The following is a 24,722-nucleotide window of genomic DNA, read 5'->3' as shown; positions in this document are numbered from 1 at the left end:
ATTCCTTCTGCGGGCGTTCTTCGAAGCGCTGCTTCCATGCTCGCGCCCGCAAGCCGCGTCTTAGCTGACAATGCGGGTAATAGACTAAGCATATGGCTTAGTCTTCTGGTTGGCGGCCCAACAGGCACCATTCTAGTTGCCGGATGTTTTATGTTATAATGAGGACTACAGTTTAGGCATACAACTTCATACGTGCAAGAGGTGAACGGGCTTGAGAACCGGCATGAAATCTTTGTTATGGAGCGCGCTCCTGCTGGCGCTGCTGCTCGCCGTCGCCGTTCCGCTGCTGAACGCGCTAGCGCTGGCCGTGATGTTGGTTCCCGCGGTTCTGTTGTATGCGACTTTATCGAAGCCCATGTTCGCCGTTCATCTGGCGGCCGTATTCGGCATCGCGCTGACGATACTGGGCCCGCCCGCGCTTATCGTCGGGCTGTTCTTCGTGGCGCCGGCCATCGTGATGGGGCATTTGTACCGGAAGGGCGCTCCGGCGCGCAAGGTCATCACCGCGACGCTGCTGACGCTCCTCGCCGAGCTGATGCTGGAGCTCGTGCTCCTGGACCGGTTGTTCGATATGTCCCTGCTGACCGAGATCCGCGATCTCATTCTCCAGGTGACGGGCGATCTGGACGCGCAAGGACTGCTGCCGTCGACGTGGAGCGCGGATATGACGGATGCTTTCATTCAAACGATGATCCATTCGATTCCGATGACGATGATCACAGTGGCGTTCCTGTATGCGGTCATTACCCACGCGATCGCCCGGCCGCTGCTGCGCGCTTCGGGGCTTGAGGTTCCTGGCCTTCAGAAGGCGCGCGAATGGATGCTTCCGCGCATCATGGTATTTTATTATTTGATCGTGCTGTTCGCCGACTTGGTCGTTCCCGATCAGGGCGATTCTTTTCTGACAGTGGCATTGCTGAACCTCGTACCGCTCATGCGGCTCGCGTTTACGATTCAAGCGATCGGATTTTTCTTTTATGTGGCCCATCAACGAGGCTGGAGCAGAATCGTGCCGATTCTGCTGGGCGCGCTCGTCGTGGCTTTTCCTCCGCTCAGCTTGATTGGGGTATTCGATGCCGCATTCCCCATCCGCGCAGCGTTCAAGAAACCGTAAGTACAGGGGCGAAGTAAAGATGCCGAAGTTTTTGATTAAACGCTGGCACGGAATGCACCATCTATGGGCATTCGTGCTCATGCTGCTGCTCACGGTCGCCGTGGCGTGGTACGAATGGAAGCTGGGTCTGATCGGCTTGCTGCTGTCCGGCGCCGTGGGCGTGTACTCGTGGATGGCGGAGCGCGCGTTCCGGCGCGACCTGAAAACCTATCTGGGTACGCTCTCGTACCGGGTGAAGAAAGCCGGCAGCGAGGTCATCAGCGAACTGCCGTTCGGCATTATTCTCTATAACGAGGAGAAGACGGTCGAATGGCACAACTCGTTCGTCACGCACATGCTGGAGCGGGACTCGGTCGTCGGCGAATCGCTTACCGACCTGTTCCCTTTACTGGCCCAGGCGAAGGACAAGGAAGGCACCGTGGAAGCGGTCATCGGCCAAGAAGTGTATGAGCTGATGTTCCGTTTCGAGGAACGGCTGCTATACGTCCGCAATATTACGCAGCGCTGGGAGCTGGCCAGACGCTATGAAGACGAGAAGCTGGCGATCGGCATCGTCATGATGGATAACCTGGAGGAAGTGACCCAGGGGATGGACGACCAGCAGCGCAGCCAGCTTCTCTCCAAGGTGACGGCCGAGATTACCGAATGGTCGCAGAAGTTTCAAGTGTATCTGAAGCGTCTGACGAGCGACCGGTATCTCGTGATTACCGACCAGCGGACGCTGAAACAGCTGGAGCTGTCCCGTTTCGTGCTGCTGGACGAAGTGCGCGAGATGACAGCCGATCAGAAAATCCCGATGACGCTCAGCATCGGCTTCGCGGCCGGCGCGGAGACGATCGTCGAGCTTGGGCAGTGGGCGCAGACGAGTCTCGATATCGCGCTAGGCCGCGGCGGCGACCAAGCGGCGGTGAAGGTCGGCCAGCGGCAGACGTTCTACGGCGGCAAGTCGAACGCGGTGGAGAAGCGCACGCGCGTCCGTGCGCGGGTCGTGGCCCATGCCCTGCGAGATCTGATCAAGGAATGCGACAACGTCGTCATCATGGGGCACAAAATGCCGGACATGGACGCGATCGGCGCCGCGATCGGCGTGCTGAAGGCCGCGCAGATCTTCCATAAGGATGCCCACATCGTGCTGGAAGGGATCAATCCGGCCATTCAGAAGATGATGGAGAATTTGAGGGAAGACGAGAAGATGTTCAAGCGGTTCGTCTCGCCGGAGCAAGCGCTCGGCCTGATCGAAGCGGGCACGCTCGTCGTCGTCGTCGACACCCATAAGGCGTCGATGGTGAAGGAGCCGAAGCTGCTGCAGCAGGCGGGCAAAATCGTCGTGATCGACCATCACCGCCGCGGCGAGGAATTCATCAACAACGCGATTCTCGTCTACATGGAGCCGTACGCGTCCTCCACGTGCGAGCTGGTCACGGAGCTGCTGCAATATATCCATGACCGGGTCGTGCTGGACGTGCGCGAGTCGACGGCGCTGCTGGCGGGCATTACGGTGGATACGAAGAGCTTCTCGCTTCGCACCGGCTCCCGCACGTTCGAGGCGGCCTCGTTCCTGCGCCGCAGCGGCGCGGATACGACGATGATCCAGAAGATGCTCAAGGAAGACCTGGCCGAATACATCAAGAAGGCGGAGATGATCAAGCATGCCGAGATTCTGTATGAGCATGTGGCGATCGCCGTCACGGAGCCGGGCCGCAAATATTCGCAATTGCTGATCGCACAATCCGCGGACACGCTGCTGAACATGACCGACGTGCTGGCCTCGTTCGTCATCGGCGAGCGGCAGGACGGCTTGATCGGCGTCAGCGCCCGGTCGCTGGGTCATATGAACGTGCAGGTCGTCATGGAACGCATGGGCGGCGGCGGTCATCTGACCAACGCGGCCGCGCAGCTCGAGGGAACCGTCTCCGAGGTGGCTCACAAATTAAAGCAGGTGCTTCACGATATCGAAGAGGAAGAGGGGTTATTCGAATGAAAGTAATCTTTTTGCAGGACGTCAAAGGGCAGGGCAAGAAAGGCGAAGTAAAGGAAGTATCGGAAGGCTACGTGCGTAACTTCCTATTGCCGAAAGGGCTGGTCAAGCCGGCATCCGACGGCAACCTGAAGACGCTGGACATCCAGAAGGCCGCCGAAGTGAAACGCAAGGAGAAGGAGAAAGAAGACGCGCAGGCGTTCGCCGCGAAGCTCGAGGCGATCACGGTCGTCGTCAAGACAAAGTCCGGCGCGGACGGCCGCTTGTTCGGCTCCGTCACGAGCAAGCAGATCGCCGAGGCGCTCGAGAAGCAGGGCCATAAGATCGACAAGCGCAAAATCGAGCTGGAAGAGCCGATTCGCGCGCTCGGTTACACGAACGTGCCGGTGAAATTGCATCCGGAAGTGAAAGCGACGCTTAAAGTGCAAACGGTTGAAGAATAATACTACAGTGGGCAAAGGAGACAAGCGAAACCATGAGCGATGAACAGCTGATGTTTGACCGTGTTCCCCCGCAGAATACAGAAGCCGAACAGGCGGTGCTTGGCGCCGTTCTCATCCAGGCCGAGGCGCTCGTCACGTCTATGGAACGGCTGCGCAGCGAAGACTTCTACACGCCGTCTCACCAGTTGATTTATGAAGCCATGATCGAGCTGGGGGAAGCGAACCAGCCGATCGACCTTGTCACGCTAACCGCCCATCTGCAAGGCAAACAACAGCTGGAAGAGGTCGGCGGCGTCAGCTACCTGGCGAAACTCGCGGGTGCGGTTCCGACCGCGGCCAACGTGGATTACTATGCGCAGATCGTCGAAGAGAAGTCCCTGCTGCGGCGTCTGATCCGGACGGCGACGCAGATCGTCTCCAACGGCTATGCGGCCGCAGAAGATGTCGGCATGATGCTGAACGAAGCGGAGCAGCGCATTCTTGAGCTGTCCAACCGCCGTTCGAGCAGCGGCTTCGTCTCGATCCGCGACGTGCTCATGGAGGCGTTCGAGCGCGTCGAGACGCTCTATCAGAACAAAGGGACGTCGACCGGCATTCCGTCGGGTTTCGTCGATCTTGATAAAATGACCGCCGGATTCCAGCGCAGCGACTTGATCATCGTGGCAGCCCGTCCTTCCGTAGGTAAAACCGCCTTCTCGCTGAACATCGCCCAGAACGTCGGCGTGCGCGCGAAGGAGACGGTCGCGATTTTCTCGCTCGAGATGTCGGCCGTGCAGCTCGTCAACCGGATGATTTGCGCGGAATCGAACGTCGACGCGGGCCGTCTGCGGACCGGCTACCTGGAAGGGGACGATTGGGAGAAGCTGACGATGGCGATCAGCGCCTTGTCCGAAGCGCAAATCTACATCGACGATACGCCGGGCATCACGGTCGCGGACATCCGGGCCAAGTGCCGCCGCCTCAAGAAGGAACGCGGTCTGGGCATGATTCTGATCGATTACCTCCAGCTGATCCAAGGCCGCGGCAAAGCCGGCGAGAACCGTCAGCAGGAAGTCTCGGAGATCTCCCGTACGCTGAAGCAGATCGCGCGTGAACTCGAAGTGCCGGTCATCGCGCTGTCGCAGCTCTCCCGCGGCGTCGAGCAGCGCCAGGACAAGCGTCCCATGATGTCCGACCTTCGTGAATCCGGATCGATCGAGCAGGACGCCGATATCGTCGCGTTCTTGTACCGGGACGACTACTACGACAAGGAATCCGAGAAGAAGAACATCATCGAGATTATCATCGCCAAGCAGCGTAACGGCCCGGTCGGCACGGTGGAGCTGGCGTTCCTCAAGAGCTTCAACAAATTCGTTAGTTTGGACCGGACGCACCAAGAGCCCGGACAAGCCTCGTAAACCGCTCTTATTCGTTTTCGATATGTCATATTTCCGAACGATTGTATAGAACCCTATGCAATCGTTCGTTTTTTATTGACTTTGATTTTTAACATTGCTACACTAAGACTGCTGCCTTTTGCGACCGGCAGTAATTTTCGGTGTGTGCAAATACATCGAGTGGGGGTATGAGCATGTCAACGGTAGTTGTTGTCGGAACACAATGGGGAGACGAGGGCAAAGGCAAAATCACCGACTTTCTCGCAGAGGGTGCCGACGTTGTAGCCCGTTATCAAGGCGGTAACAACGCGGGCCACACGATTATGATCGGCAACAAGAAGTACAAGCTGACTATGGTGCCATCGGGTATTTTCAATCAGGATAAAACATGCGTCATCGGCAACGGGATGGTTATCAACCCGCAAGCGCTGATCGACGAAATTAACTATATACATGACAACGGCTTCAAGACGGACAACCTGCGCATTAGCGACCGCGCCCACATCATCATGCCGTACCATCTGGTGCTCGACGGCCTGGAAGAAGAGCGCAAAGGCGACAACAAGATCGGCACGACGCGCAAGGGCATCGGCCCGTGCTACATGGATAAAGCCGCGCGCAACGGCATCCGTATGGCGGACCTGCTGGACGCGGAAGAGTTCGAGTCGAAGCTTCGCCGCCTCGTCGTGGAGAAGAACCAAGTGATCTCGCAAGTATACGGCAGCGACGGCCTCGATGTAGAGAGCATTCTGACCGAGTACCTGAGCTATGCGGAAGTGCTGCGTCCATACGTCACGGATACGTCCGTCGTGCTGAACGATGCGATCGATTCGGGGCAGAAGGTGCTCTTCGAAGGCGCGCAAGGCGTCATGCTGGACATTGACCAGGGTACATACCCGTACGTCACGTCGTCGAACCCTTCGGCTGGCGGCGTGTGCATCGGATCCGGCGTAGGTCCGTCGAAGATTCAAGAGGTTATCGGCGTGGCGAAAGCGTACACGACGCGCGTCGGCGACGGTCCATTCCCGACCGAGCTGACGAACGAGACGGGCGACTGGATCCGCGAGCGCGGCCATGAGTATGGCACCGTAACGGGCCGTCCTCGCCGCGTCGGCTGGTTCGACACGGTCGTCGTCCGCCACGCGCGCCGTGTTAGCGGCATCACGGGCCTGTCCCTGAACTCGCTGGACGTTTTGTCCGGCCTCGAGACGGTCAAGATCTGCACGCACTACATGCTGCGCGGCGAAGTCATCGAGCATTATCCAGCGAGCCTGAAGCTGATCTCCGAGTGCGAAGCGGTATACGAGGAGCTGCCGGGCTGGAGCGAGGATATCTCGAACGCGAAGACGCTGGCCGACCTGCCGGAGAACACGCGCCGTTATGTCGAGCGCGTAGCCGAGCTGACCGGCATTCCGATCTCGATCTTCTCCGTCGGCCGCAACCGCGAGCAGACGAACCAAATTCGTCCGATCTATAAATAAGCCGAGCGTCTTGCGCATTCGGCAAGACGATAGAAGCCCCAATCCCTTCCAAGGGAATTGGGGCTTTTTGGCGTTCACCCGCATCGAGAACAGCTGATTTTCTATCACAAGCGCATCTATGGGAGCAAGCACATTTTCCCAGTGTTGGTGAATGGTTCCGCCAGTGCGTGCCCATACTAGGAAGTAGGAAACAGGCAGGCATTCGGCTGGATCGTCGGGTGCGCAAGCGGAAAGGTGAGGAAACATGATCTTGAAAATGGTCAGTTGGCTGGGAAAAACGGTGGCGGCGGGATTAATTATCAGCTTTTTGTCAATCTGGACGACGGGCTATGTCGTCAATAGTTATGTGGAGACGCTGCTCAAGCAATTCAACATCCCGCTCGAGATGAAGCCGATCGCGATGGACGGCGTATGGGGCGCCCTGTGGGGGGCGGACCCTGAGGTCAAGTCCGATGCCGGGTCATTAGCCGCGCAAGCCGATCAGGACGAGGGCGGCTCGGCGGAAGAAGGCGGCCCGTCGAAGGACGGCGATAAGGATGCGTCCGCCTCCACGCGCACGGAAGCGAGCAGCGGTTCCAGCGGATCGGAAGAAGCCATTGGCTCCGGAACGGCAGATACGGAAGGCGTAGGAAGCGAAGGCGATCCAGGCGGCGAGACAAGCGGCGAACCGCTCGCGGTGGATGCGTACGGCGAGCTGCCGGACGGCATCGTCACCGATGTCGGGGGCGGAACGGGAACGAAGGCGAACAGCGGCGCGACATCGGAGGATAGCGGCACGGCATTGGACGATGCCCAGGAGGGCGGCGTCGCGATGACGACGGAAGAGATGAGCGAAGCGAAGAACCGGATCAGCGCCGAGGATAAGAACGAGCTGTTCGACGTCATGATGAAGAAGCTGCCCCAGGAAGCGTGGCAGAGCATCTCGACGATGATGGAGAACGGGCTCACGGAGCAGGAAATGACGGACGTGGAGCAGCTGTTCGCCCAGCATCTGAATCGGGAAGAATACGATCGGATGACCGAGATTCTGAGCAAATATTAATGTTTTGTAACCCGCCGTTTGGTTGATCGCCCTTTCAAGCGTATGATACAGTAGACAACGGAGCCAATCGATGTAGATTTATGTCGAAATCGAGCAAAAGAATGTACCGTACACGAAAAGGAGACGATCATGTCTGTTTTTAACGAACCGGATCGGATCCGAAAGGGATGGAATTCTCTCCGGCAATCCTTTCGGCGCGCCCGATCTCAACCATCCAGCAGCGTAGAGCACGACAACGGCACGAACAAAGGCAAGCGCAATTTACATAGAAAACCGCTCCTGTTGGCCGGAGGCGCGCTCGCCTTCGTGCTGATCGCCGGATTCAGCGGTGCGGAATTTATGAAAGCCAATACGGTGGATTATTACGATGTGTACCGGAACGGCAGCTTGATCGGGTCGGTCGCGAAGCAAGAGCAGGTCGAGGCGCTCGTAGCGGAGCAGAAGAAAGCCGTCGCGGCAGCACATCCCGATGTCACGATGGTGCTCGACACCGGGACGATCACGTACAAAGCCCAGAGCGCCTATAAGGCGAGACCGGAGACGGATGCCACGCTGGACAAGCTGGCAGATCTGTTCGACTCGCATGCCACGGGCGTGGAGCTGAAGGTGGACGGCAAGGTAATCGCGGTCGTAAAGGATCAGGCGACGGCGGACAAAATTCTGGCCAGCGTACAGAACCGCTATGCGCCGAAGGCCGCGCAAGCCAAGACGGCAGTGACCGCGCTGGCATATACGGAAACGTCGAAGACGGCTTCGGCCAAGCCATCGACGGTCGTGAAGTCGGTGAAGATCATCGAGAACGTGACTACGACGGCGGCGAACGTCGATCCAAGCGCGATCGACGATGCGGGCGAGGTCTACACGAAGATGATCAAGGGTAGCGTCAAGCCGACCCAATATACGGTGCAGGCCGGCGATTGCGTCGGATGCATCGCGCAGAAGTTCGACATTTCGCCGCAAGTCATATATGAGAACAACAAATGGATTAAAGACGATATGATCAAAATCGGGGACGTGCTCGATCTCACGGTACTGCAGCCGGAAGTGACGGTGCAGACGGTGGAGCATGTCACGGAGACGGAATCGATCGAACCGATTACGGTCATCCAGAAGAACAGCAACATGCGCGCGGGCGAGACGAAGATCGTGCGCGAAGGCAAGGCGGGCAAGAAGAAAGTCGTCTATCAGTTGACGAAGCAGAACGGCTACCTCATGAACGAAGAGCTGCTCGGCGAGCAGGTATTGGAGCCCTCCGTCCCCGCCATTGTCATGAAAGGGACGAAGGTCATACTCGGCGAAGGAACGGGCAGGTTCGCTTGGCCGGTAAGCGGCGCCAAATTGACCAGCAGCTACGGCACGAGATGGGGAAGGCTGCACAAGGGCATCGACTTGATCGGGAATAAGACGATTTTAGCCGCGGACAACGGGGTCGTCTCTTTCGCCGGCTACAAGAACGGCCTTGGCAACGCGGTTATTATTAACCATAAAAACGGATATGAAACCATCTATGGCCATTTGAGCAAAATTAGCGTCGAGAAAGGCCAGGTTGTCCAGCAGGGAGACAAGCTGGGCATCATGGGCAACACCGGCCATTCGTTCGGGACGCACCTGCATTTCGAGATTCACAAGGGCGGCAAGGTGCAGAATCCGATCAAATATTTATAATAATGCGCGGCGCTGCCGTGACCCCAACGGGTCATGGCGGCGCTTTTTGGCGTAGGCAGGAAGGGAGCACGCATCGACGGAAAATATTTTCCAGATTGCGGCTTACATGAGGGAACTTTCATTGGGACAACCCCGGTACCTATGATAGAATAGATGAATAGCCAAGCGGCATGAATGCTGGGTTTGGCAAGCAAAATGACAAGCAATGCGACAGGCGGTGGCGTTAGTTGCACGGTAAAATATTGGTCGTCGATGACGAACAGCCGATTGCGGATATTTTGAAGTTCAATTTGGAGAAGGAAGGCTATCAGGTCATCTGCGCATTCGATGGCGGCGAGGCGGTCAAGCTCGCGTTCGAAGAGCGGCCGGACCTGATTTTGCTTGATTTGATGCTGCCCGTGAAGGACGGCATGGACGTGTGCCGCGAGGTGCGCGCGCGTCTGCAGACGCCGATTATCATGCTGACCGCCAAGGATACGGAGCTCGATAAGGTGCTGGGCCTCGAGTTGGGCGCGGACGATTACGTCACGAAGCCGTTCAGCACGCGCGAGCTGCTCGCCCGCGTGAAGGCACATCTGCGCCGGCAGAAGAACGAGCAGGGCGCAGGCGGACAGACTGCCGCCGCAGGCGCGGCTCAAGCGCAGGCGGAAGAGAAACAGGGCCTTTCCATTTTCAACTTGTTTATCGATACGGATATGTACGTGGTGTATAAGGATGGCGAACCGCTCGATCTGACGCATCGCGAATACGAGCTGGTGTATTACCTGGCCCGCAATAGCGGCAAGGTCATGACGCGCGAGCATTTGCTTCAGGCGGTCTGGGGCTTCGAATACTTCGGCGACGTGCGCACGGTGGACGTGACGATCCGCCGGCTGCGGGAGAAGATCGAGGATGACCCGAGCCGTCCGGAATATATTATGACGCGACGCGGTCTCGGCTATATGATGCGCAATCCGAAATCCGGAGGCTTCGGAGCCGGATGAACGGCGTTCGCTTCTTTCGGTCCATTCAGGTCAAGCTGATCATTATCTACGTGCTGCTCATTCTAATCGCGATGCAGCTGATCGGCGTGTATTTCATCAGCACGATGAAGACGTCGCTGACGTCGAATTTCACGACGAATATGAACAACCAGGCGGACGTGCTCGCGGGCTTCGCGGCCGACAAGCTGAATGCCCGGACCGAGAAGCCCGGGGAGGACGGACAGGCGGGGGAGGACGACCTCAGCTCGCTCGTGCGCAACCTGTTCAGCATCAACGAAGCGGAGATTCAGCTGATTGACGCGAGCGGCAAAGTATTGGCCACGTCGCTGTCGATTCATCAGGAATACGTCGGCAAGAAGAATACGACCCTCGCGGTCAGCCGCGCCCTGCAGGGCATACGGGACAACGAGGAAGAAATCATCGACGAGGATAACGTTCGCAAGAAGATCATCGCCAAGCCGGTGCTGTACGAGAGCAAAATCGTCGGCGCCGTCTACATGGTCGCTTCGATGAAGGAGCTCTACGCGACGGTGAACCGGATCAACCGGATCTTCATGTCGGGGATGCTCATCGCGCTCGGCCTGACCGGCGTGCTCGGCATTCTGCTGGCGCATACGATCACAAGTCCCATCAAAGGGCTGACGCGGCAAGCGGCCGCGGTCGCGGAAGGTCGGTTCGACAGACAGGTGCCGGTGCACGGCGACGACGAGATCGGCCGGCTGAGCGAAGTGTTCAACAACATGACGATGCGGCTGCGCGAAGCGCTCGAGACGAACGAGGAGGAGAAGGATAAGCTCGCCTCGATCCTCGCCAACATGAGCGACGGCGTCGTCGCGACGGACGAACAGGGCGTCGTCATGATCGCCAACCGGCGCGCGCGGGAGATGCTGCAGAGCGACTGCCAAGGGCGTCCGCTATCGGAGTTGTTCGATATGGAGGAACGGCATCTGCAGGCGATGCTGGGCGGCGGCGGCGAGTCGTCGACGGTAATTCATCGTCAGCATCCGGACGAGGAGCTCGACGAGGTCATGCGCGTGACGTTCACGCCGATCCATCGCCGCGACAAGGGCATCTCCGGCGCGATCGCCGTGCTGCAGGACGTTACGGAGCAGGAGAAGCTGGAGCAATCCCGCCGCGAGTTCGTCGCGAACGTCTCGCACGAGCTGCGGACCCCGCTGACGACGATCAAGAGCTATACGGAAGCGCTGGATGACGGGGCGATGGATGACCGCGAGCTGGCTCAGCGTTTCGTCTCCGTCATTCGAAACGAGACCGAGCGGATGATCCGGCTGGTGACCGACCTGCTGCATCTATCGCGCCTTGATTCCAACCAAGCGCCGCTGCGGCGCCAGTCGACGAGCGTGCCGGAGATGCTGGAGGAAGTGGCCGACCGGTTCTCGTTCCAAATGCGCAAGAAGTCGATCCGCTCGACCGTTCGCGTCGAGGACGGCATCAAGCATGTGCTGCTCGACCGGGACCAGATCGACCAGGTGCTCGATAATCTCGTCTCCAACGCGATCAAATATACGCTGGACGGCGGTCGAATCGAGATCGTCGCCAGCCGGCCGGACCCCAGTTCCATCGCCATTCGGGTGAAGGACACCGGCATCGGCATCTCGCGCAAGGATTTAAGCCGCATCTTCGACCGGTTCTACCGGGTGGATAAGGCACGTTCCCGCAACATGGGCGGCACCGGTCTGGGGTTGTCTATTGCCCGGGAAATCGTCAAGGCGCACGGCGGCACGATCGCGCTTGATTCGGAGCCGAACGAAGGCACGACCGTGACCGTCACGCTGCCCGCCCTTCAAGAGGGAGGTGCGGCATCATGATGGAGAAGATCAAGACGGTGCTGCTCGTCTTTCTGGTCGCGCTTAGTCTCCTGCAGAGCTATTGGCTGGCGTACAGCATGCCCGGCATCGGAGCGACGGTCAGTCAGAAGCAGGATTACGTCAAGGCCGATTTGAAGGGCGACGAGGAGAAGCTCGAGAATCTGATTTTCCCCGAGGATATCGTCCTGCACTTCGGCAGCAACCAGCACACGCTGCTCTATCCGGGGACCAACTTCTACGACTTGATCTTCGATCGGGTTAGAGGACGGGAGTTCAAGGACTTCCAACGCGACGCGCGCTTTGCCGTCGATTGGGACGAAGTGCGCGCCCAGAGCATCGGCGTCGAGCTGCGCTTCGGCACGGGCGTGCCGGTCGAGCTGCTGTCCAAGGTGTTGAAGCTGTCGGAAGGCGATTCGATCTTCCAGAACGACTCGATCGCGAATATATGGATATTCAAAAGCCCGGAGCGCGAGGAAGTGAGCACGTATTTCTTCAGCACGGACGGCACGACTGTCTACGAATCTGTGCGCGCGGATCTGACGGTGCGCGACGTTCAGAACTACGTGGGCTTCGGCCAGTATTGGACGCCGTATCAATATGTCGCGCCGGATCTGTATCTGGCGAAGGAGCCGCTGCAAGCGGTCGAGGCTCTCGTGGGCTTCAGCACGTATACGCCGGAGCAGATGCAGCATAACCTGTTCCTCGATCCGGGCGCGACGCGGGCGATCAACGACGAGAACGACGTGCAGACGTATACCGACCACAAGCGCGGCCTCCAGGTGGAGCAAGGCGGGCGATGGATAAGGTATACCGATCCGGCCCCGGCGCAGGATTCCGTCGTGGAGCGGGTGAGCGAGAACGTCTATGCTTCCATTCAGTTCATTAACGAGCACGGAGGCTGGGACGGCAGGCATCGGTTCATCGAGCCCGGCATGGAAGGCGGGGAGCAAACGATCCGCTATCAGCAATATTACGGCGCGTTCCCGATGCTGTCCAAGAAACCGTTCCTGTACGGCGAAATGCTGCTGCGGATGCAGCAAGGGGTCGTCACGGAGTACGAGCGTTCGATCGTGACGATGGCCGACATCGAAGACCGTAAGGAAGTGCGCTGGCTGCCGGGCGGCAGTCTGCTTAGTCAGACGCTCGCTGGCTACAGCCGGCGGGGCGAGGTGGAAGCGATATTCCCGGCGGTCGAGGTCGAATTGGTCGAAGGACGCACGGAAGCCGATGCGGACAAGCTCCGCGTGAAGCCGATCTGGGCGGTTCGGCTGCGCGACGGCTCGCAGGAGAAGCTGTTGTCTGCGGTGGCGGGCAGTCGCAAGCCGCTGGCCGGCGAACCGGGCGGAGCGGACAAGGATAACGCGGGAGCGCTGCCCGGCGGGCTGTCGCTTGGCGGAACGGCGGGCGGCATAAGCGCCGGCGGCGTTCAACTAACGGCCGGCGGCAGCCTGCTGGATATGCGGAGGTAACGGCGGATGGACTGGAGACGCGCGAAAAGCGTTTTGATATTGGCGTTCCTGCTGCTGAACGTGGCGCTCGGCTACCAGCTGTGGTCGAGCTACGGGGAAGGGTTCAGCGCGAGCGCGGACGTGAACGACCTGCCGCCGGAGACGCTGGCCGTCATCCAGGAGAAGCGGATCTCCGTGCAGGCGAACATTCCGGCGGAGACGCCGGAGCTGCGGGATTTGACGTACCGGGCGGAGGCGCCGCTCGGCAGCGGAGAACGTACGATGCTGGAGACGCCGGTCGCGAGCAAGGCCGTCTATAACGAGAAGGAGCTGAGACAGGCGCTGGGCGGGGCGATTCCGGATCTGGCGCAGTATCAGTTCGATCAGTCGGTCAGCCGCGACGGCGTGGATGGCGTGTTCGTACTCTACCGGATGATCGACGGGAGGCCGATGTTCGACGTGAAGCTGGAGCTGTTCTATAGCAACCAGCGCATCGTCGCCTACCGACAGGACCGCATCGAGCTGCTGCCCGCCGAGCAATCCCAGAAGCAGGAGGTGCTGCCGGCCACGAAGGCGGCGGCGAGCCTGATCGACCGCAACTATTTGCCGGTGGGGGCCGTCATTAAAGAGATCAAGCTGGGCTATCACCATGGCCAGATCTTCGACTCGCAGACCCAAGTATCCGCGCCTTCATGGCGGGTGCTGCTGGAGGACGGCACGGCGTATTACGTCTACGCGATCAGCGGCGAAGTTGTAACAGGCAAAGAAGAGGGACAGTAGACATCAAGGCGCCTTATGCAACCAGGGAGAAGGAAAGGACAGGTTAAACGAGCTATGGGGATGCGGTTTACCGTGCTGTCGAGCGGTTCGACGGGCAACGCCACCATCGTGCAGAGCGATGAGGCAGCGGTGCTTGTGGACGTCGGAATGAGTGTAAAAAAAATGGAGGAGCTCATGCGGGAGCGGGGCATCGCGGGCCATCACCTGGACGCGATTCTCGTCACGCACGAGCACTCGGATCATATTAAGGGCTTGGGGGCGTTCGCCCGCAAGTTCGATCTGCCGATCTTCGCGAACGAGGCGACGTGGGCTGCGCTGGAGCGCCATGTCGGCAAAATCGCGCCGGAGAAGCGGGTCATCATGCAGACGGGAGAAACGCTGACGTTTGGCGATTTGCGGACGACCTCGTACGCGATCTCGCACGACGCGGCGGAGCCGGTCGGCTACGTATTCGAGGACGAGGACGTCAAGCTGAGCCTGGCGACCGACCTCGGCTACGTGAGCGACAAGGTGCGCAAGATGATCGAGGATTCCGACGTGCTCGTGCTCGAATCGAACCACGACGTGGATATGCTCCGCATGGGGCATTACCCGTGGAGCACGAAGCGCCGGATCTTGAGCGACGTCGGCCATCTCTCCAACGAGGCGGCCGGCGAGGCGCTCTGTTATTTGATGACAGACCGGACGAAGCGGGTGTATCTGGCGCATCTCAGTCTGGACCATAATTTGATGGACTTGGCGAAGCTCACCGTTAATAATGTATTAGAAGGCAATGGGCATTTCTTCCGCAAGGACGAATACCCGCTGCGGGAGACGTACCACGACCGGCCTACGCCATGGGACGAAGTGAGGCGGAAACAAGCGTATCCAGATCTAGGTCGAGTGCAGTGGCTTTAAGCGCGATTTCCTCGCGGGTGAGGAGACCTTTCTCGACGAGGAGCTCGGTCATCGCGCCGAGATGGAGCAGTAGGCGGTAGTGATCCTCTTTCAAATCGGCCAGCTTGGCGGCTAAGTGGACCTGTTCCATCGCAGTGGATGAATGACGCGGTTTCATCAATATCGCTCCTTTGGTTTTGCGGCTACCGTGCGAGATGAAAATCTAGCATATATTTCCGCAATTCGTTCATACTCTATTATTAGTTTAGGCGATTCTTCCGATATCATTCCTAGATTCGTAAAAAAACAGTTCTTGATGCCAGCAGGACATCGAGAGGAGCGATTATAGATGAGCTTGTTCGACGACGATTTTTACTCGACCCGCGTCTCGCGCCGCGCCCGTTCTTCGTCCGATACGGAGGACCGTCGGTTCTTGACCCGTCCTCGCCGCAGCAGCCGGTCCTGGTCTCAGGTCCGTATTGCGGCGGCCTCCTCCCTTATAAGCGCGGCCGCGGTCGTGCTTCTGTTCGGCTTGTTCACCGGCGGCTTCGATCGGGGATCAGGTCCGCTGGCAGACGCGCGTCCGGCGGTGGCCACCGTGCAGACGACCGACCCGCTTGAGAAGACGGTGGAAGCGGCGGGCAAGGTCCGTCCGGCTGTCGTGAGCATCATTAACGAGCAGTCGCTCGCGGTGCTGCAGGGCGAGGCCCCCGAGGAGGCGGCCGGCGAAGAAGAGCTGACGCAAGCGGCGCTGGGCTCGGGCGTGATTTTCGAGAAGGTGAAAGGCAAAGTCCATATTATTACGAACGCGCACGTCGTGGCCGATGCGGCCGCCTTGAAGGCGGTGCTCAGCACAGGCGAGGTGCGCGAGGCGACGCTGATCGGCGCTGATACGATCACCGATCTGGCCGTGCTCGAGATTGATGCAGCCGGTATCGACACGGTCGCGGAAATCGGAGACTCGCAGGAGCTGCGCGCCGGCCAAGTGGTCATGGCGATCGGCAACCCGCTGGGCTTGTCCGACTCGCTGACGATGGGCATCGTGAGCAAGACCGAGCGCGTCATTCCGGTGTCGCTCGCGCAGGACGGCGTGTACGACTGGGAGCAGGAAGTCATCCAGGTCGACGCGTCTATTAACCAGGGCAACAGCGGCGGCCCGCTGATCGACCTGAACGGCCGCGTGATGGGCATCAACAGCATGAAGGTATCCGACTTCGGCGTGGAGGGTGTCGGCTTCGCGATTCCGACGAACGAGGCGATGCCGATCGTCCAGAGCTTGCTCGATTACGGCAAGGTGAAGCGTCCTTATCTGGGTGTCTACACGATGGACGTCGAGCAGTATTTGGCTCAGCAGGAGGCTGCGAACTTGGAGTCCGGCGGACATGAGCCTGAAGACGAGGGCACAGCGGGCGAAGACGAAGGCGCCTATGAAGCCGACGGCAGCGCGCCGGAAGCAGACCTTCAGCTGCCGCAGGAAGTCGATAAGGGCGTCATCGTGCTGGAGGCGGTCGGTCCGGCAGCCGATGCGGGACTGGAATTCAACGATGTCATCGTCAAGCTCGATAAGCAGACGATCGGCAGCACGCTCGATTTGCGGAAGTACCTGTACGAGTCGAAGGCGATCGGCGATTCGCTCGACGTGACGTACTACCGGGATGGAGAACGGAAGACGCTGACGCTCGAGCTGCGCGAGAAGGCAGAAGGCGAGTAAGCCATTCGGATGGCGGTCTGGAGCGATTGGGCTCGGGGCCGCCATTTTGCGCAGCTCGGGGCCAGCGGCGGCACACGAATGGCAGGGGCTGCATGCGGGATGTTGGGCATTGATCGGCGCTGACTGCGTTCGTTCGGCGTTGCCGACCCGGGCGACTGTGGTGTATATTGGAGAGCGACAAGTATTGCCTATACTGGCTAAGAACCGTCATATTGGTCGATGCTATGAAGTAGGTCAGATTATGAGAACCGAGGGACTTGAACGCATGTATTGTGTATGCAAAGAACATATTGAGCTGGCGATCGACAAATTCGTGGATGACTACGAAGACGCGCCGGATATCGTGGATTTGGCGACAACGAAGTTTAGCGATTGGGAAGCGCCCGCAACATGCGATATGTGCAGCAGCATTGCGGCGTTCCTGGTGGTATAGGGGCTCCGATTACTCCTGACCGCTCCCGTTAGTGCTCCGACTTCTCCCAAACGCTCCCGTTGTAGTCTTGTTTCCGGATTAGGTAACTCATCGAGTGGTGGAAACAAGGCTGCAAAAGTCGCTCATTGTGAGAAGTCTCCGCTGCAGGGTAGGGGGCTGGTTAGTGGCGTCCAGCACGAATGAGGAAACCTTGCACAGAAATCTTAGACATCACCTCAAGCGGTAAATGCTTACCGGACGATAGAGGTGATGTTTTTTGTTGTGGGATTGGACGAATTACACGGCCGCTGAACGGAATCGGAAACCCTCGGACCAATCCGAAAAAAATTTTCGCCTTGCGATGATAATAATTATCATTCTTGGTTAATATATAAGTGTGGCCGCGATGGAGCAATACAATAATGAATAAGCGTGAAACAAAACATATACATGCTTGCTTGTATTCAACGAAAAAGGACAGCCGGTCGCTCGGCTGCCCCATAAATGACTTCGTGAGTTAGATCTTCGATTCGAATGTTTTGCAATCCGTTTCCTCCGAATTGCTGGCCTGTTTGCCACGGTTGCTCACCACGTAAATGGAGGAAGCGTTGCAATGGTTGCCGGCGGCCCAGTACTTACAATTGTTCACTTCGCACAGAACATCTTTCGCCATGAGTATTCACCTCCTTGGCATTAGGATGGTCGAACGGTGTACCTCTTTATACCTCGGACAGCCTGCTTTGAATCTCTTTTTTGTAAGAGACAAAGCGGGCTTGTTCGAGTTGCGGCGCAAAGCGGCGTGACCGCGGTCGACGCTGGGAGCGGAGTGGGATAGAATAAGGGGAGTTACGCGCGAGTAGGCAGCGAGGCCTGAGACGGCCATGAAATAGAGCGGTAAAGGGGAAGCAGGACATGCATATTCAATTGATCACGGTCGGCAAGCTGAAGGAGAAGTATTGGAACGACGCGGTGGCGGAGTACGCCAAGCGGCTGGGCGCTTACGCCAAGCTCGACCTGCGGGAGGTGCCGGACGAGAAGGCGCCGGAGAACATGAGCGCGGCCGAGGCGGAGCAGGTGAAGCAGCGGGAGGGCGAGCGAATTCTAGCGGCGATCAAGCCGGACGCGCACGTCGTGGCGCTCGCGATCGAAGGCGATACGTGGACCAGCGAACAACTGGCCGCCCATTTGGACAAGCAGGCCGTATACGGCGGAGGGGCGGTCGCATTCGTCATCGGCGGCTCGTTAGGGCTATCGAGCGCCGTCCTGACGCGAGCGGATAAAAAGCTGAGCTTTGGCCGGATGACCTACCCGCATCAGATGATGAAGGTGATGGTGCTGGAGCAGGTGTATCGGGCATTTAAGATTAACCGCGGTGAACCGTATCACAAATAGTGCGAAATTTTATTGAAAATAACTTACGAAACTCTTTGAGTAGTCTACCCTTAATATTAAGCGATACTCAACTTTTTAATCGCTTCGCTGACAGTAGATGTCAGTGAAGTTGTTTTATAATGATGACAATCATTGATTACCGATTGATAGTTGGTATCACTTGATGAATTGTACAATAAGGGGTACTGCAAATGAAGAATACGGTATATCTTTATGTGTTTGACACAATGGCAGACTGGGAAATAGGTTACTTAACTGCCGAACTGAACTCGGGAAGATATTTTAAAAAGGGGCTGGCCCCATCCAAAATAGCCACCGTGGGGATGGAAAAGACTCCTGTAACTACAATGGGCGGATTGAAAATACTGCCTGACATTAAACTGGATGAGTGCAGCTTTGAAAGCACAGATGCATTGATTTTACCCGGTGGAAATACATGGACGGAAGCCATTCACCAACCCATCTTAAAAATCGCGCAGCGGTGTTTAAAGGAAGGTATATTGGTTGCAGCGATTTGTGGTGCAACAATGGGACTTGCCCAGGCAGGATTGCTGAATTCACGCTCGCATACAAGCAATGATCTGGAATACCTTAAAATGATCTGTCCCACTTACACAGGTAAAGAGTATTACAAAATGGAGTCTGTTGTAACTGATGGAAAATTGATTACTGCATCTGGAATAGCTCCGTTGGAATTTTCTGTACACGTCTTGAAAGCTCTGGGCGTGCTATCTTCACAAACATTAGATGCTTGGTATAGTCTTAATAAGACTCAGGAACCCAAACATTTCTATGAGTTGATGAATTCAATCCAGTAAAGGTATAAGCAAAGGATTGAGGATTTCTCAGAAGTAGAAAGTAGAATTGGGGCCGCATTCACCTGAGCGTAATACTTTTTTTCACATAATTACGCAAAGCTCAAATCAGCTTCATTTTCTCGAGAAGAAGAGGGTGCTTCCGATAGCGAAATGGGATAACATGCTTTCTATGCTTTGGATACTTAGAACCGGAAGGAAGATCACCGCCACGCAGATCGCGGACAGTTTGGAGATCAGCGTTCGCACCGTGTACCGATATATCGACGCATTATGCGCCAGTGGTGTGCCGGTCGTCGCGGAATCGGGCCATGACGGTGGCATTCGTATTCTGGAAAGCTTCAAGGAGACGCCATTGTTCTTCAACTCCGTAGAGGTGAAGGCGCTTGTGGATGCGTTTAAATTTGCGCAAGGCGCTGGTTATCCTTATACAGAGGAGCTGGAAAGCGCGCTGAAGAAGGTAGAGAATGGGCTGCACGAAGAGCAACGCCACGATCTGTCCCGTCGGTCGAATGGCTTGGATGTGATTTCTCCGTCGCGTCTACCTTCCGTCGTTCCGTTGTTACGTGACCTAGAGCAGGCGGCGGAGGACGGGTTAACGGTTCGCATCACCTATCGCAAAGCGAATGCGCAGCAGGACGACGGACGAGAAGTTGATCCGTACGGGCTGGCTTACGACCGAAACGAATGGTACGTTGTCGCGTTCTGCCATCAGTCTCAGGCGGTGCGGACGTTCCGCGTGGACCGCATCGCGCGGCTGGAGCCGACTGAAGCACGGTTCGAAAAGCCGGAGCGTTTCTCCGCGTCCGATTATTTCAGTGAACAGTCCGAACGGGAACGGGAGGCAGACGGACCATTGATGGTCATCCGCATCGAGGGAGAGCCCGACACGCTAAACGCGGTTTGCCGCCAATGGCATATGCGCCACTATTTGACGGAACGAACCGATCGGGAGGTGCGGTTTCTGCTCGACGTCCCGACGATGAACAAGTACCTTCCGATGTATCTAATGACGTTCGGCACAGCCATTCGCATTCGGGAGCCGCTGGAGCTGAGGCGTCAGATCCAGGAATTGGCCTATGGAATCGCCAAACATTACGACGAAGATCCCGAATACGAAAATGTTAACCTTCGATACGGTAGTAGGAGTGACTGAGCAGCGCTTGTAGAAGCGAATGGACAACTCCGTGACTAAGGATAGGGCGAAATGAATCGCTTAGAATACAGTCTGTAATAATGGAGTTGTGTCGAATGAATAAGAATACAAGTTCAGAAATGATACGTTCTTCAAAAGCAGAAAACATTCTATCACAGGTCAATAGTAAAACTAAGCTTGGCGACTTACGAAAAATCGCCAAGGACATTAAAAAAGATCACGAACTCGCGATGGAACTTTGGTCCACCGAAGCGTTTTTGCCCAGACTATTGGCCATTTTAATTATGGACAAAAACCTTCTTTCACAAGAGGTGCTAAATAAGCTTGATCAGGATATGCAGACGCACACATTTGATGAGCGTAATTACTTAATGGATTGGTTAATGGCTAATCAGCTCACCAAAGACAAGAAGACCATTGCTTTGATGGAGTCGTGGGAAACGAGTCCTTCTGCTCTACAAAGGCGAGCCTTCTGGTATTATAAAGCGCGATTGAGATGGACTGGACAAACACCGCTTGATAACAACGCAGACTTACTGGCTGCAATTGAAGCTAATATTGCGCAGGAAGAGCCGGAAGTTCAATGGGCGATGAATTTCACCGCAGGCTGGATTGGCGTTTATGATCCCAAGAATCGAGCACGTTGTATTAAACTTGGTGAGAAAACAGGTCTGTATAAAGATGAAATGGTATCAAAGGGCTGTACCCCCAATTATTTGCCGGCGTTCATTGCGATAGAAGTGAACAAACGAGCTAAATAATCCCCTCAAAATGTATTAGGGTTCGATATAAAAATAAAGAAAATTCAAAGCCTCAATATAAACAAAGGATCTGGAAGTAAGCCTCCAGATCCTTTTTGCTTTTGAGGACAATTTCAAAAGTTTCATCCGTTGAGACTTATTGAAGGGACCGTAAAGACTGACCATTACCAAATGTCCTAATTATTTAGGGGGAGATTGGTGCTGCGCTCCCCACTCACATAACCCTTCCAGCATGGGGAGTAGGGTTCTCGCTTTATCTGTAAGGCGATACTCCACTTTTGGAGGGACTTGGGGATATTCTTTCCGTTCCACCATCCCATCCTGCTCCAGCTCCTTAAGCTGTGAACTCAGCGTCTTATACGTGATCGCCCCGATTTGTCGCTTCAGATCGTTAAATCGAACCGGCTCGTTCTCCGCGAGTAGGTAGATAATGACCATCTTCCACTTGCCGCCAATGACGGACAGTGTATACCCGAACGGAGTATCTTGAAGCTGCTTCACTTTGCCCTTGTATTCAGCCATACCCACGCTGACACTATCCTTTCTGGTAGTACCTATCTATAAAGTGCGTACTACTTTATTATTTACCATCATCTTATACTAACCGTATGTTGAACGAAAGGAGAACAACGAATGAGGGTAGCCAAAACGTTTGATCACGGTGTTGCATGGGAGGAAGGAAGCGGTATATCCCAAGGGTATTCGATTAACGGGACGATCTATGTCTCAGGTCAATTTTCCCATGATATGCAGGGCACATTCGTCGGTGCGGGAGACATCGAGGCGCAGACCAAGCAGACGCTTGAAAATCTAGATCGCGTACTGGCGGGGTTCGGCGTCACGAAGTCCAACCTTGCTTATGTGGAAATTTACCTGACAGACGTGAAGGAGCATTTCGAGCCTTGCCTTCAGTTGTTTAAAGAATATATGGGGCAGCATCGTCCCGCCGGCAGTCTCCTTGGCGTGACAGCGCTGGCTTTCCCTGACCAATGGATTGAAATCAGTGCTGTCGCGCACACGGATTAACGAACGTGGTTGAGGGAGTGGCAAGCTGCGATAACGCTGATGAAGTCGCATAGCAAGTGTGAGACTGTGGAGGTCACCCGATTCGGGTGACCTTCATTTTGTTCATCAGCCTTGCGCTGAATCGTATCACAAGTGACGCAAATTTGGAGTCGTACATGCCATGGCCCCTTCTCCCCTGTTGAGTACTATAAGCCTCCTCCTGCTGTGGGATAAAACAATCAGGAAGTTGGTAGTTTAGTTGCATTTTTGAGCTGTGATAGCCCAGAGAAGGGGATAATTAAGCCAAATATGCTATAATAAAGAAAATCAAGAAACTTCCATAAATTAACGAAAATAAGTCACAGCCGTGAAGAAAACAACGAAGGAGAATGGAGATGGAGACAACACTTGCTAAGTTGGTTAGCGGGCCGATTATTGGGCATCTGGGCACATGCGATGCAGAAGGACGGATGTCCAGCGACATCTTTTGCAGTGCTGAGCTGCATGAGGATCCGGATCGACTCGTCATCCATATAGGAGATGCTGCACTTGAGGATGTGCGGCGAAATATCGCTGAAAATAACTATGGAGCGGCGATCCTTGCAGATGTATTGACCTACGAATCCATCCAGATCAAGGGGCCATTGACGCTTCGACCCGCGACGGAGGAAGAACGTCAGCTCAATCGTATGAGGGTACAGACCTTAGCGGATTTAGGGTACCCGGAAAGACTGCAGACGATGTCTAGCGACCCGCTTACCGCAATCGAAATATTGGTTCAAGAAGTATATAGCCAGACGCCAGGCGTCGGAGCAGGAGAACCCATACTTATCCTGAAGGGGGTTTAATTATGCTGACAGCAGCAATCCGTGCCGCGATGGAAGGTATATTTCCCGCGAATATTGTCACCAGCAGCAGTGAAGGCGTACCCAATATTACCTTGTTATCACAGGTATGGTATGTGGATGAGGAGCATATCGCGTTGAGCAACCAGTTCCTTAACAAAACGCGAGCTAACTTGATGGGTAATCCGAACGCGTTCCTTCGGATGTACAGTGAAGATCTTCGCCCCTTCGATTTACGAATCGAGTATCTTCGTACGGAAACGAGCGGAGAGGTGTTTAAACAAATGGCATTAAGGCTCGAAGCGATTGCGTCTTATATGGGCATGCAGGATGTGTTTGCGCTGCGAGGCGCAGACATCTATAAGGTTCTTGAAGCAAGGGAGCGTACGCATTATTGGCAGAGGCCGGAAGAAAAATGAAAAAAAGATTTTGTAAAACAAGCGAGGCCGAATTGATCAGCAGGAAACTGCGCGCCGTACGCGTCATTCAAGACCTTTACCTCGCTACGGACTCCTTTTGGCAATTACCCGATGTTCTCCAATTCATTTTGCGTTCGTTGGATGACGCCTTCTCTTTTAAGCAAAGTACGATACTTCTCGTTAATGAAGCGGGTGATACGCTGCACTTTCAGTCCGCATGGGGTTATCCGGAGGGTTATTACGTGAATCCGGTTAAGCTCGGACATGGATTTATCGGCGTGACGGCCCGTTCGGGTGAAGTGCTGCGTATAGGCAGCTTGCGAAGAAACATGATGTATATGAATGCCATTCGGACCGAAAGCGTACCTCAGCCGGATGCTCAAGCCGGTATGATAATGCAGGCAGCACGTCTGGGTCGGCCTCTTCCCGAGAGTCTCATGGTTGTCCCCTGTATTGCCCGCACGGGTGTGATTGGCGTCATCTTCGTCGAGAGCCAGCAAGCCATGGCTTTCGATGAAATCGATCAGGAGCTCTTGTTGATGGTCGCCGGTCAGACGGCTCGATTGATCGAGGAGGTCCGTCTCGCCGAATGGCAGCACCGCCGCAAGGAGGGGCTGTTGCAGGCTAAAGCTCATCTCCACCAATTTCATGTCTTCCTGGATATGATGATCTCCGTTTCGACACCATCCTCGGTCCATTACACCTCTGCCATGCAGAAGCAGCTTCAGGGATTCACCCATATCGGACAAGACCCTTTGCTCTCGCGCAGGTATTTCGAGGAGGCGGCCGAGCTGTTCCAGACGATCGGCATGATGCTCGAGATGGCTAGGAGTAGACTAAGCGCTGTGCTGCTGGCGCCTCCAAGCAAAGAGATGGAGGAACTGTTGGGAGGGTGTTTGGCCGCATTTGAAGCCTGCCACGCTTCCGAATATGCCGAGGTCACCCGTTCGCTGATCAAGCGTCTGCAGCATCCTCAGAGCGACCTCCCGATGTTAACGAATCGTGAGCTAGACATTGCCAGGTTAGTCGCGCAAGGATTATCCAATGCGGAGATCGCGCTTCAGCTCCACATTAGCGTAAGAACGGTCACTACACATCTGGACCGGATTTATAACAAGCTGGCAGTAGGGTCACGTACAGCGTTGATCTGCGCCTTGACCAATTGGTCAACGCCATAGAAATACGTAATTT

Annotated in this window: 24 protein-coding genes; 22 read left to right on the top strand and 2 right to left on the bottom strand. The window is 56.0% G+C overall.

Annotation, left to right across the window (positions count from 1 at the left end; all coding sequences use genetic code 11):
• The first annotated feature begins 223 nt into the window (after nt 1–223).
• From ACFSKT_RS29830 to ACFSKT_RS29765, 14 genes are all read left to right on the top strand, one after another.
• On the top strand, nt 224–1,114 hold the full coding sequence (locus tag ACFSKT_RS29830) for a DUF2232 domain-containing protein (protein WP_377719389.1): 891 nt from the start codon (nt 224–226) through the stop codon (nt 1,112–1,114).
• A gap of 19 nt (nt 1,115–1,133) precedes the next feature.
• Nucleotides 1,134–3,095 (top strand): DHH family phosphoesterase, encoded by a 1,962-nt coding sequence (locus tag ACFSKT_RS29825; RefSeq protein WP_377719388.1) that lies wholly within the window; start codon nt 1,134–1,136, stop codon nt 3,093–3,095.
• On the top strand, nt 3,092–3,535 hold the full coding sequence (gene rplI / locus ACFSKT_RS29820) for a 50S ribosomal protein L9 (protein ID WP_377719387.1): 444 nt from the start codon (nt 3,092–3,094) through the stop codon (nt 3,533–3,535). The genes ACFSKT_RS29825 and rplI overlap by 4 nt, the downstream gene beginning before the upstream one ends.
• A gap of 32 nt (nt 3,536–3,567) precedes the next feature.
• Nucleotides 3,568–4,932 (top strand): replicative DNA helicase, encoded by a 1,365-nt coding sequence (dnaB, locus tag ACFSKT_RS29815; protein ID WP_377719386.1) that lies wholly within the window; start codon nt 3,568–3,570, stop codon nt 4,930–4,932.
• 173 nt (nt 4,933–5,105) lie between these two features.
• Complete coding sequence (locus ACFSKT_RS29810) at nt 5,106–6,392, top strand: adenylosuccinate synthase (protein WP_377719385.1); 1,287 nt, start codon at nt 5,106–5,108, stop codon at nt 6,390–6,392.
• Nucleotides 6,393–6,636: 244 nt separating this feature from the next.
• Nucleotides 6,637–7,434, top strand: coding sequence for a hypothetical protein (locus ACFSKT_RS29805; protein ID WP_377719384.1), 798 nt, complete (start codon nt 6,637–6,639; stop codon nt 7,432–7,434).
• Between the two features lie 129 nt (nt 7,435–7,563).
• Nucleotides 7,564–9,099, top strand: coding sequence for a peptidoglycan DD-metalloendopeptidase family protein (locus ACFSKT_RS29800; RefSeq protein WP_377719383.1), 1,536 nt, complete (start codon nt 7,564–7,566; stop codon nt 9,097–9,099).
• Nucleotides 9,100–9,326: 227 nt separating this feature from the next.
• Nucleotides 9,327–10,082: a response regulator YycF gene (yycF, locus tag ACFSKT_RS29795; RefSeq protein ID WP_377719382.1), complete on the top strand. Its 756-nt coding sequence runs from the start codon at nt 9,327–9,329 to the stop codon at nt 10,080–10,082.
• On the top strand, nt 10,079–11,911 hold the full coding sequence (gene walK, locus ACFSKT_RS29790) for a cell wall metabolism sensor histidine kinase WalK (protein WP_377719381.1): 1,833 nt from the start codon (nt 10,079–10,081) through the stop codon (nt 11,909–11,911). The genes yycF and walK overlap by 4 nt, the downstream gene beginning before the upstream one ends.
• On the top strand, nt 11,908–13,380 hold the full coding sequence (locus tag ACFSKT_RS29785) for a YycH family regulatory protein (protein WP_377719380.1): 1,473 nt from the start codon (nt 11,908–11,910) through the stop codon (nt 13,378–13,380). Before walK ends, ACFSKT_RS29785 begins: the two co-directional genes overlap by 4 nt.
• Nucleotides 13,381–13,386: 6 nt before the next feature.
• The gene (gene yycI, locus ACFSKT_RS29780) at nt 13,387–14,139 is read left to right on the top strand and encodes a two-component system regulatory protein YycI (RefSeq protein WP_377719379.1); all 753 of its coding nucleotides are present in this window, start codon (nt 13,387–13,389) and stop codon (nt 14,137–14,139) included.
• Nucleotides 14,140–14,193: 54 nt separating this feature from the next.
• Nucleotides 14,194–15,036 carry an MBL fold metallo-hydrolase gene (locus ACFSKT_RS29775; protein ID WP_377719378.1) on the top strand — a complete coding sequence of 281 codons (843 nt, stop codon included), beginning with the start codon at nt 14,194–14,196 and terminating at the stop codon, nt 15,034–15,036.
• A gap of 328 nt (nt 15,037–15,364) precedes the next feature.
• Complete coding sequence (locus ACFSKT_RS29770; protein WP_377719377.1) at nt 15,365–16,726, top strand: S1C family serine protease; 1,362 nt, start codon at nt 15,365–15,367, stop codon at nt 16,724–16,726.
• Between the two features lie 265 nt (nt 16,727–16,991).
• Entirely contained in the window at nt 16,992–17,159 is a 168-nt protein-coding gene (locus ACFSKT_RS29765; RefSeq protein WP_377719425.1) for a CxxH/CxxC protein, read from the top strand.
• Between the two features lie 496 nt (nt 17,160–17,655).
• Here the strand turns inward: ACFSKT_RS29765 and ACFSKT_RS29760 are convergent, their stop codons facing one another.
• Nucleotides 17,656–17,811: a DUF1540 domain-containing protein gene (locus ACFSKT_RS29760; RefSeq protein ID WP_377719376.1), complete on the bottom strand. Its 156-nt coding sequence runs from the start codon at nt 17,809–17,811 to the stop codon at nt 17,656–17,658.
• Between the two features lie 239 nt (nt 17,812–18,050).
• Between ACFSKT_RS29760 and rlmH the strand changes: the two genes are divergently transcribed.
• The 4 genes from rlmH (at nt 18,051) to ACFSKT_RS29740 (ending at nt 21,262) form a co-directional block, all read left to right on the top strand.
• Nucleotides 18,051–18,530: a 23S rRNA (pseudouridine(1915)-N(3))-methyltransferase RlmH gene (rlmH, locus tag ACFSKT_RS29755; RefSeq protein WP_377719375.1), complete on the top strand. Its 480-nt coding sequence runs from the start codon at nt 18,051–18,053 to the stop codon at nt 18,528–18,530.
• A gap of 191 nt (nt 18,531–18,721) precedes the next feature.
• On the top strand, nt 18,722–19,348 hold the full coding sequence (locus tag ACFSKT_RS29750; RefSeq protein ID WP_377719374.1) for a type 1 glutamine amidotransferase family protein: 627 nt from the start codon (nt 18,722–18,724) through the stop codon (nt 19,346–19,348).
• Between the two features lie 169 nt (nt 19,349–19,517).
• Complete coding sequence (locus ACFSKT_RS29745; protein ID WP_377719373.1) at nt 19,518–20,501, top strand: helix-turn-helix transcriptional regulator; 984 nt, start codon at nt 19,518–19,520, stop codon at nt 20,499–20,501.
• Nucleotides 20,502–20,596: 95 nt separating this feature from the next.
• Nucleotides 20,597–21,262 carry a DNA alkylation repair protein gene (locus ACFSKT_RS29740; RefSeq protein ID WP_377719372.1) on the top strand — a complete coding sequence of 222 codons (666 nt, stop codon included), beginning with the start codon at nt 20,597–20,599 and terminating at the stop codon, nt 21,260–21,262.
• A 180-nt stretch (nt 21,263–21,442) separates the two neighbouring features.
• On the opposite strand, the gene ACFSKT_RS29735 is transcribed toward ACFSKT_RS29740, so the two are convergent.
• The gene (locus tag ACFSKT_RS29735) at nt 21,443–21,790 is read right to left on the bottom strand and encodes a winged helix-turn-helix transcriptional regulator (protein ID WP_377719371.1); all 348 of its coding nucleotides are present in this window, start codon (nt 21,788–21,790) and stop codon (nt 21,443–21,445) included.
• A 105-nt stretch (nt 21,791–21,895) separates the two neighbouring features.
• Between ACFSKT_RS29735 and ACFSKT_RS29730 the strand changes: the two genes are divergently transcribed.
• From ACFSKT_RS29730 to ACFSKT_RS29715, 4 genes are all read left to right on the top strand, one after another.
• Nucleotides 21,896–22,288 (top strand): RidA family protein, encoded by a 393-nt coding sequence (locus ACFSKT_RS29730; RefSeq protein ID WP_377719370.1) that lies wholly within the window; start codon nt 21,896–21,898, stop codon nt 22,286–22,288.
• Between the two features lie 374 nt (nt 22,289–22,662).
• On the top strand, nt 22,663–23,115 hold the full coding sequence (locus tag ACFSKT_RS29725) for a pyridoxamine 5'-phosphate oxidase family protein (protein ID WP_377719369.1): 453 nt from the start codon (nt 22,663–22,665) through the stop codon (nt 23,113–23,115).
• 2 nt (nt 23,116–23,117) lie between these two features.
• Nucleotides 23,118–23,531, top strand: a complete 414-nt coding sequence (locus ACFSKT_RS29720) for a pyridoxamine 5'-phosphate oxidase family protein (protein ID WP_377719368.1) — start codon at nt 23,118–23,120, stop codon at nt 23,529–23,531.
• Nucleotides 23,507–24,709, top strand: coding sequence for a helix-turn-helix transcriptional regulator (locus ACFSKT_RS29715; RefSeq protein ID WP_377719367.1), 1,203 nt, complete (start codon nt 23,507–23,509; stop codon nt 24,707–24,709). The genes ACFSKT_RS29720 and ACFSKT_RS29715 overlap by 25 nt, the downstream gene beginning before the upstream one ends.
• Nucleotides 24,710–24,722 lie beyond the last annotated feature (13 nt).

The organism is Paenibacillus xanthanilyticus (assembly GCF_042682185.1).
Taxonomy (GTDB): Bacteria; Bacillota; Bacilli; order Paenibacillales; family Paenibacillaceae; genus Paenibacillus_Z; species Paenibacillus_Z xanthanilyticus.
The sequence above is the reverse complement of the archived record's forward strand: the minus strand, read 5'-3'. Positions and strand labels throughout refer to the sequence as shown.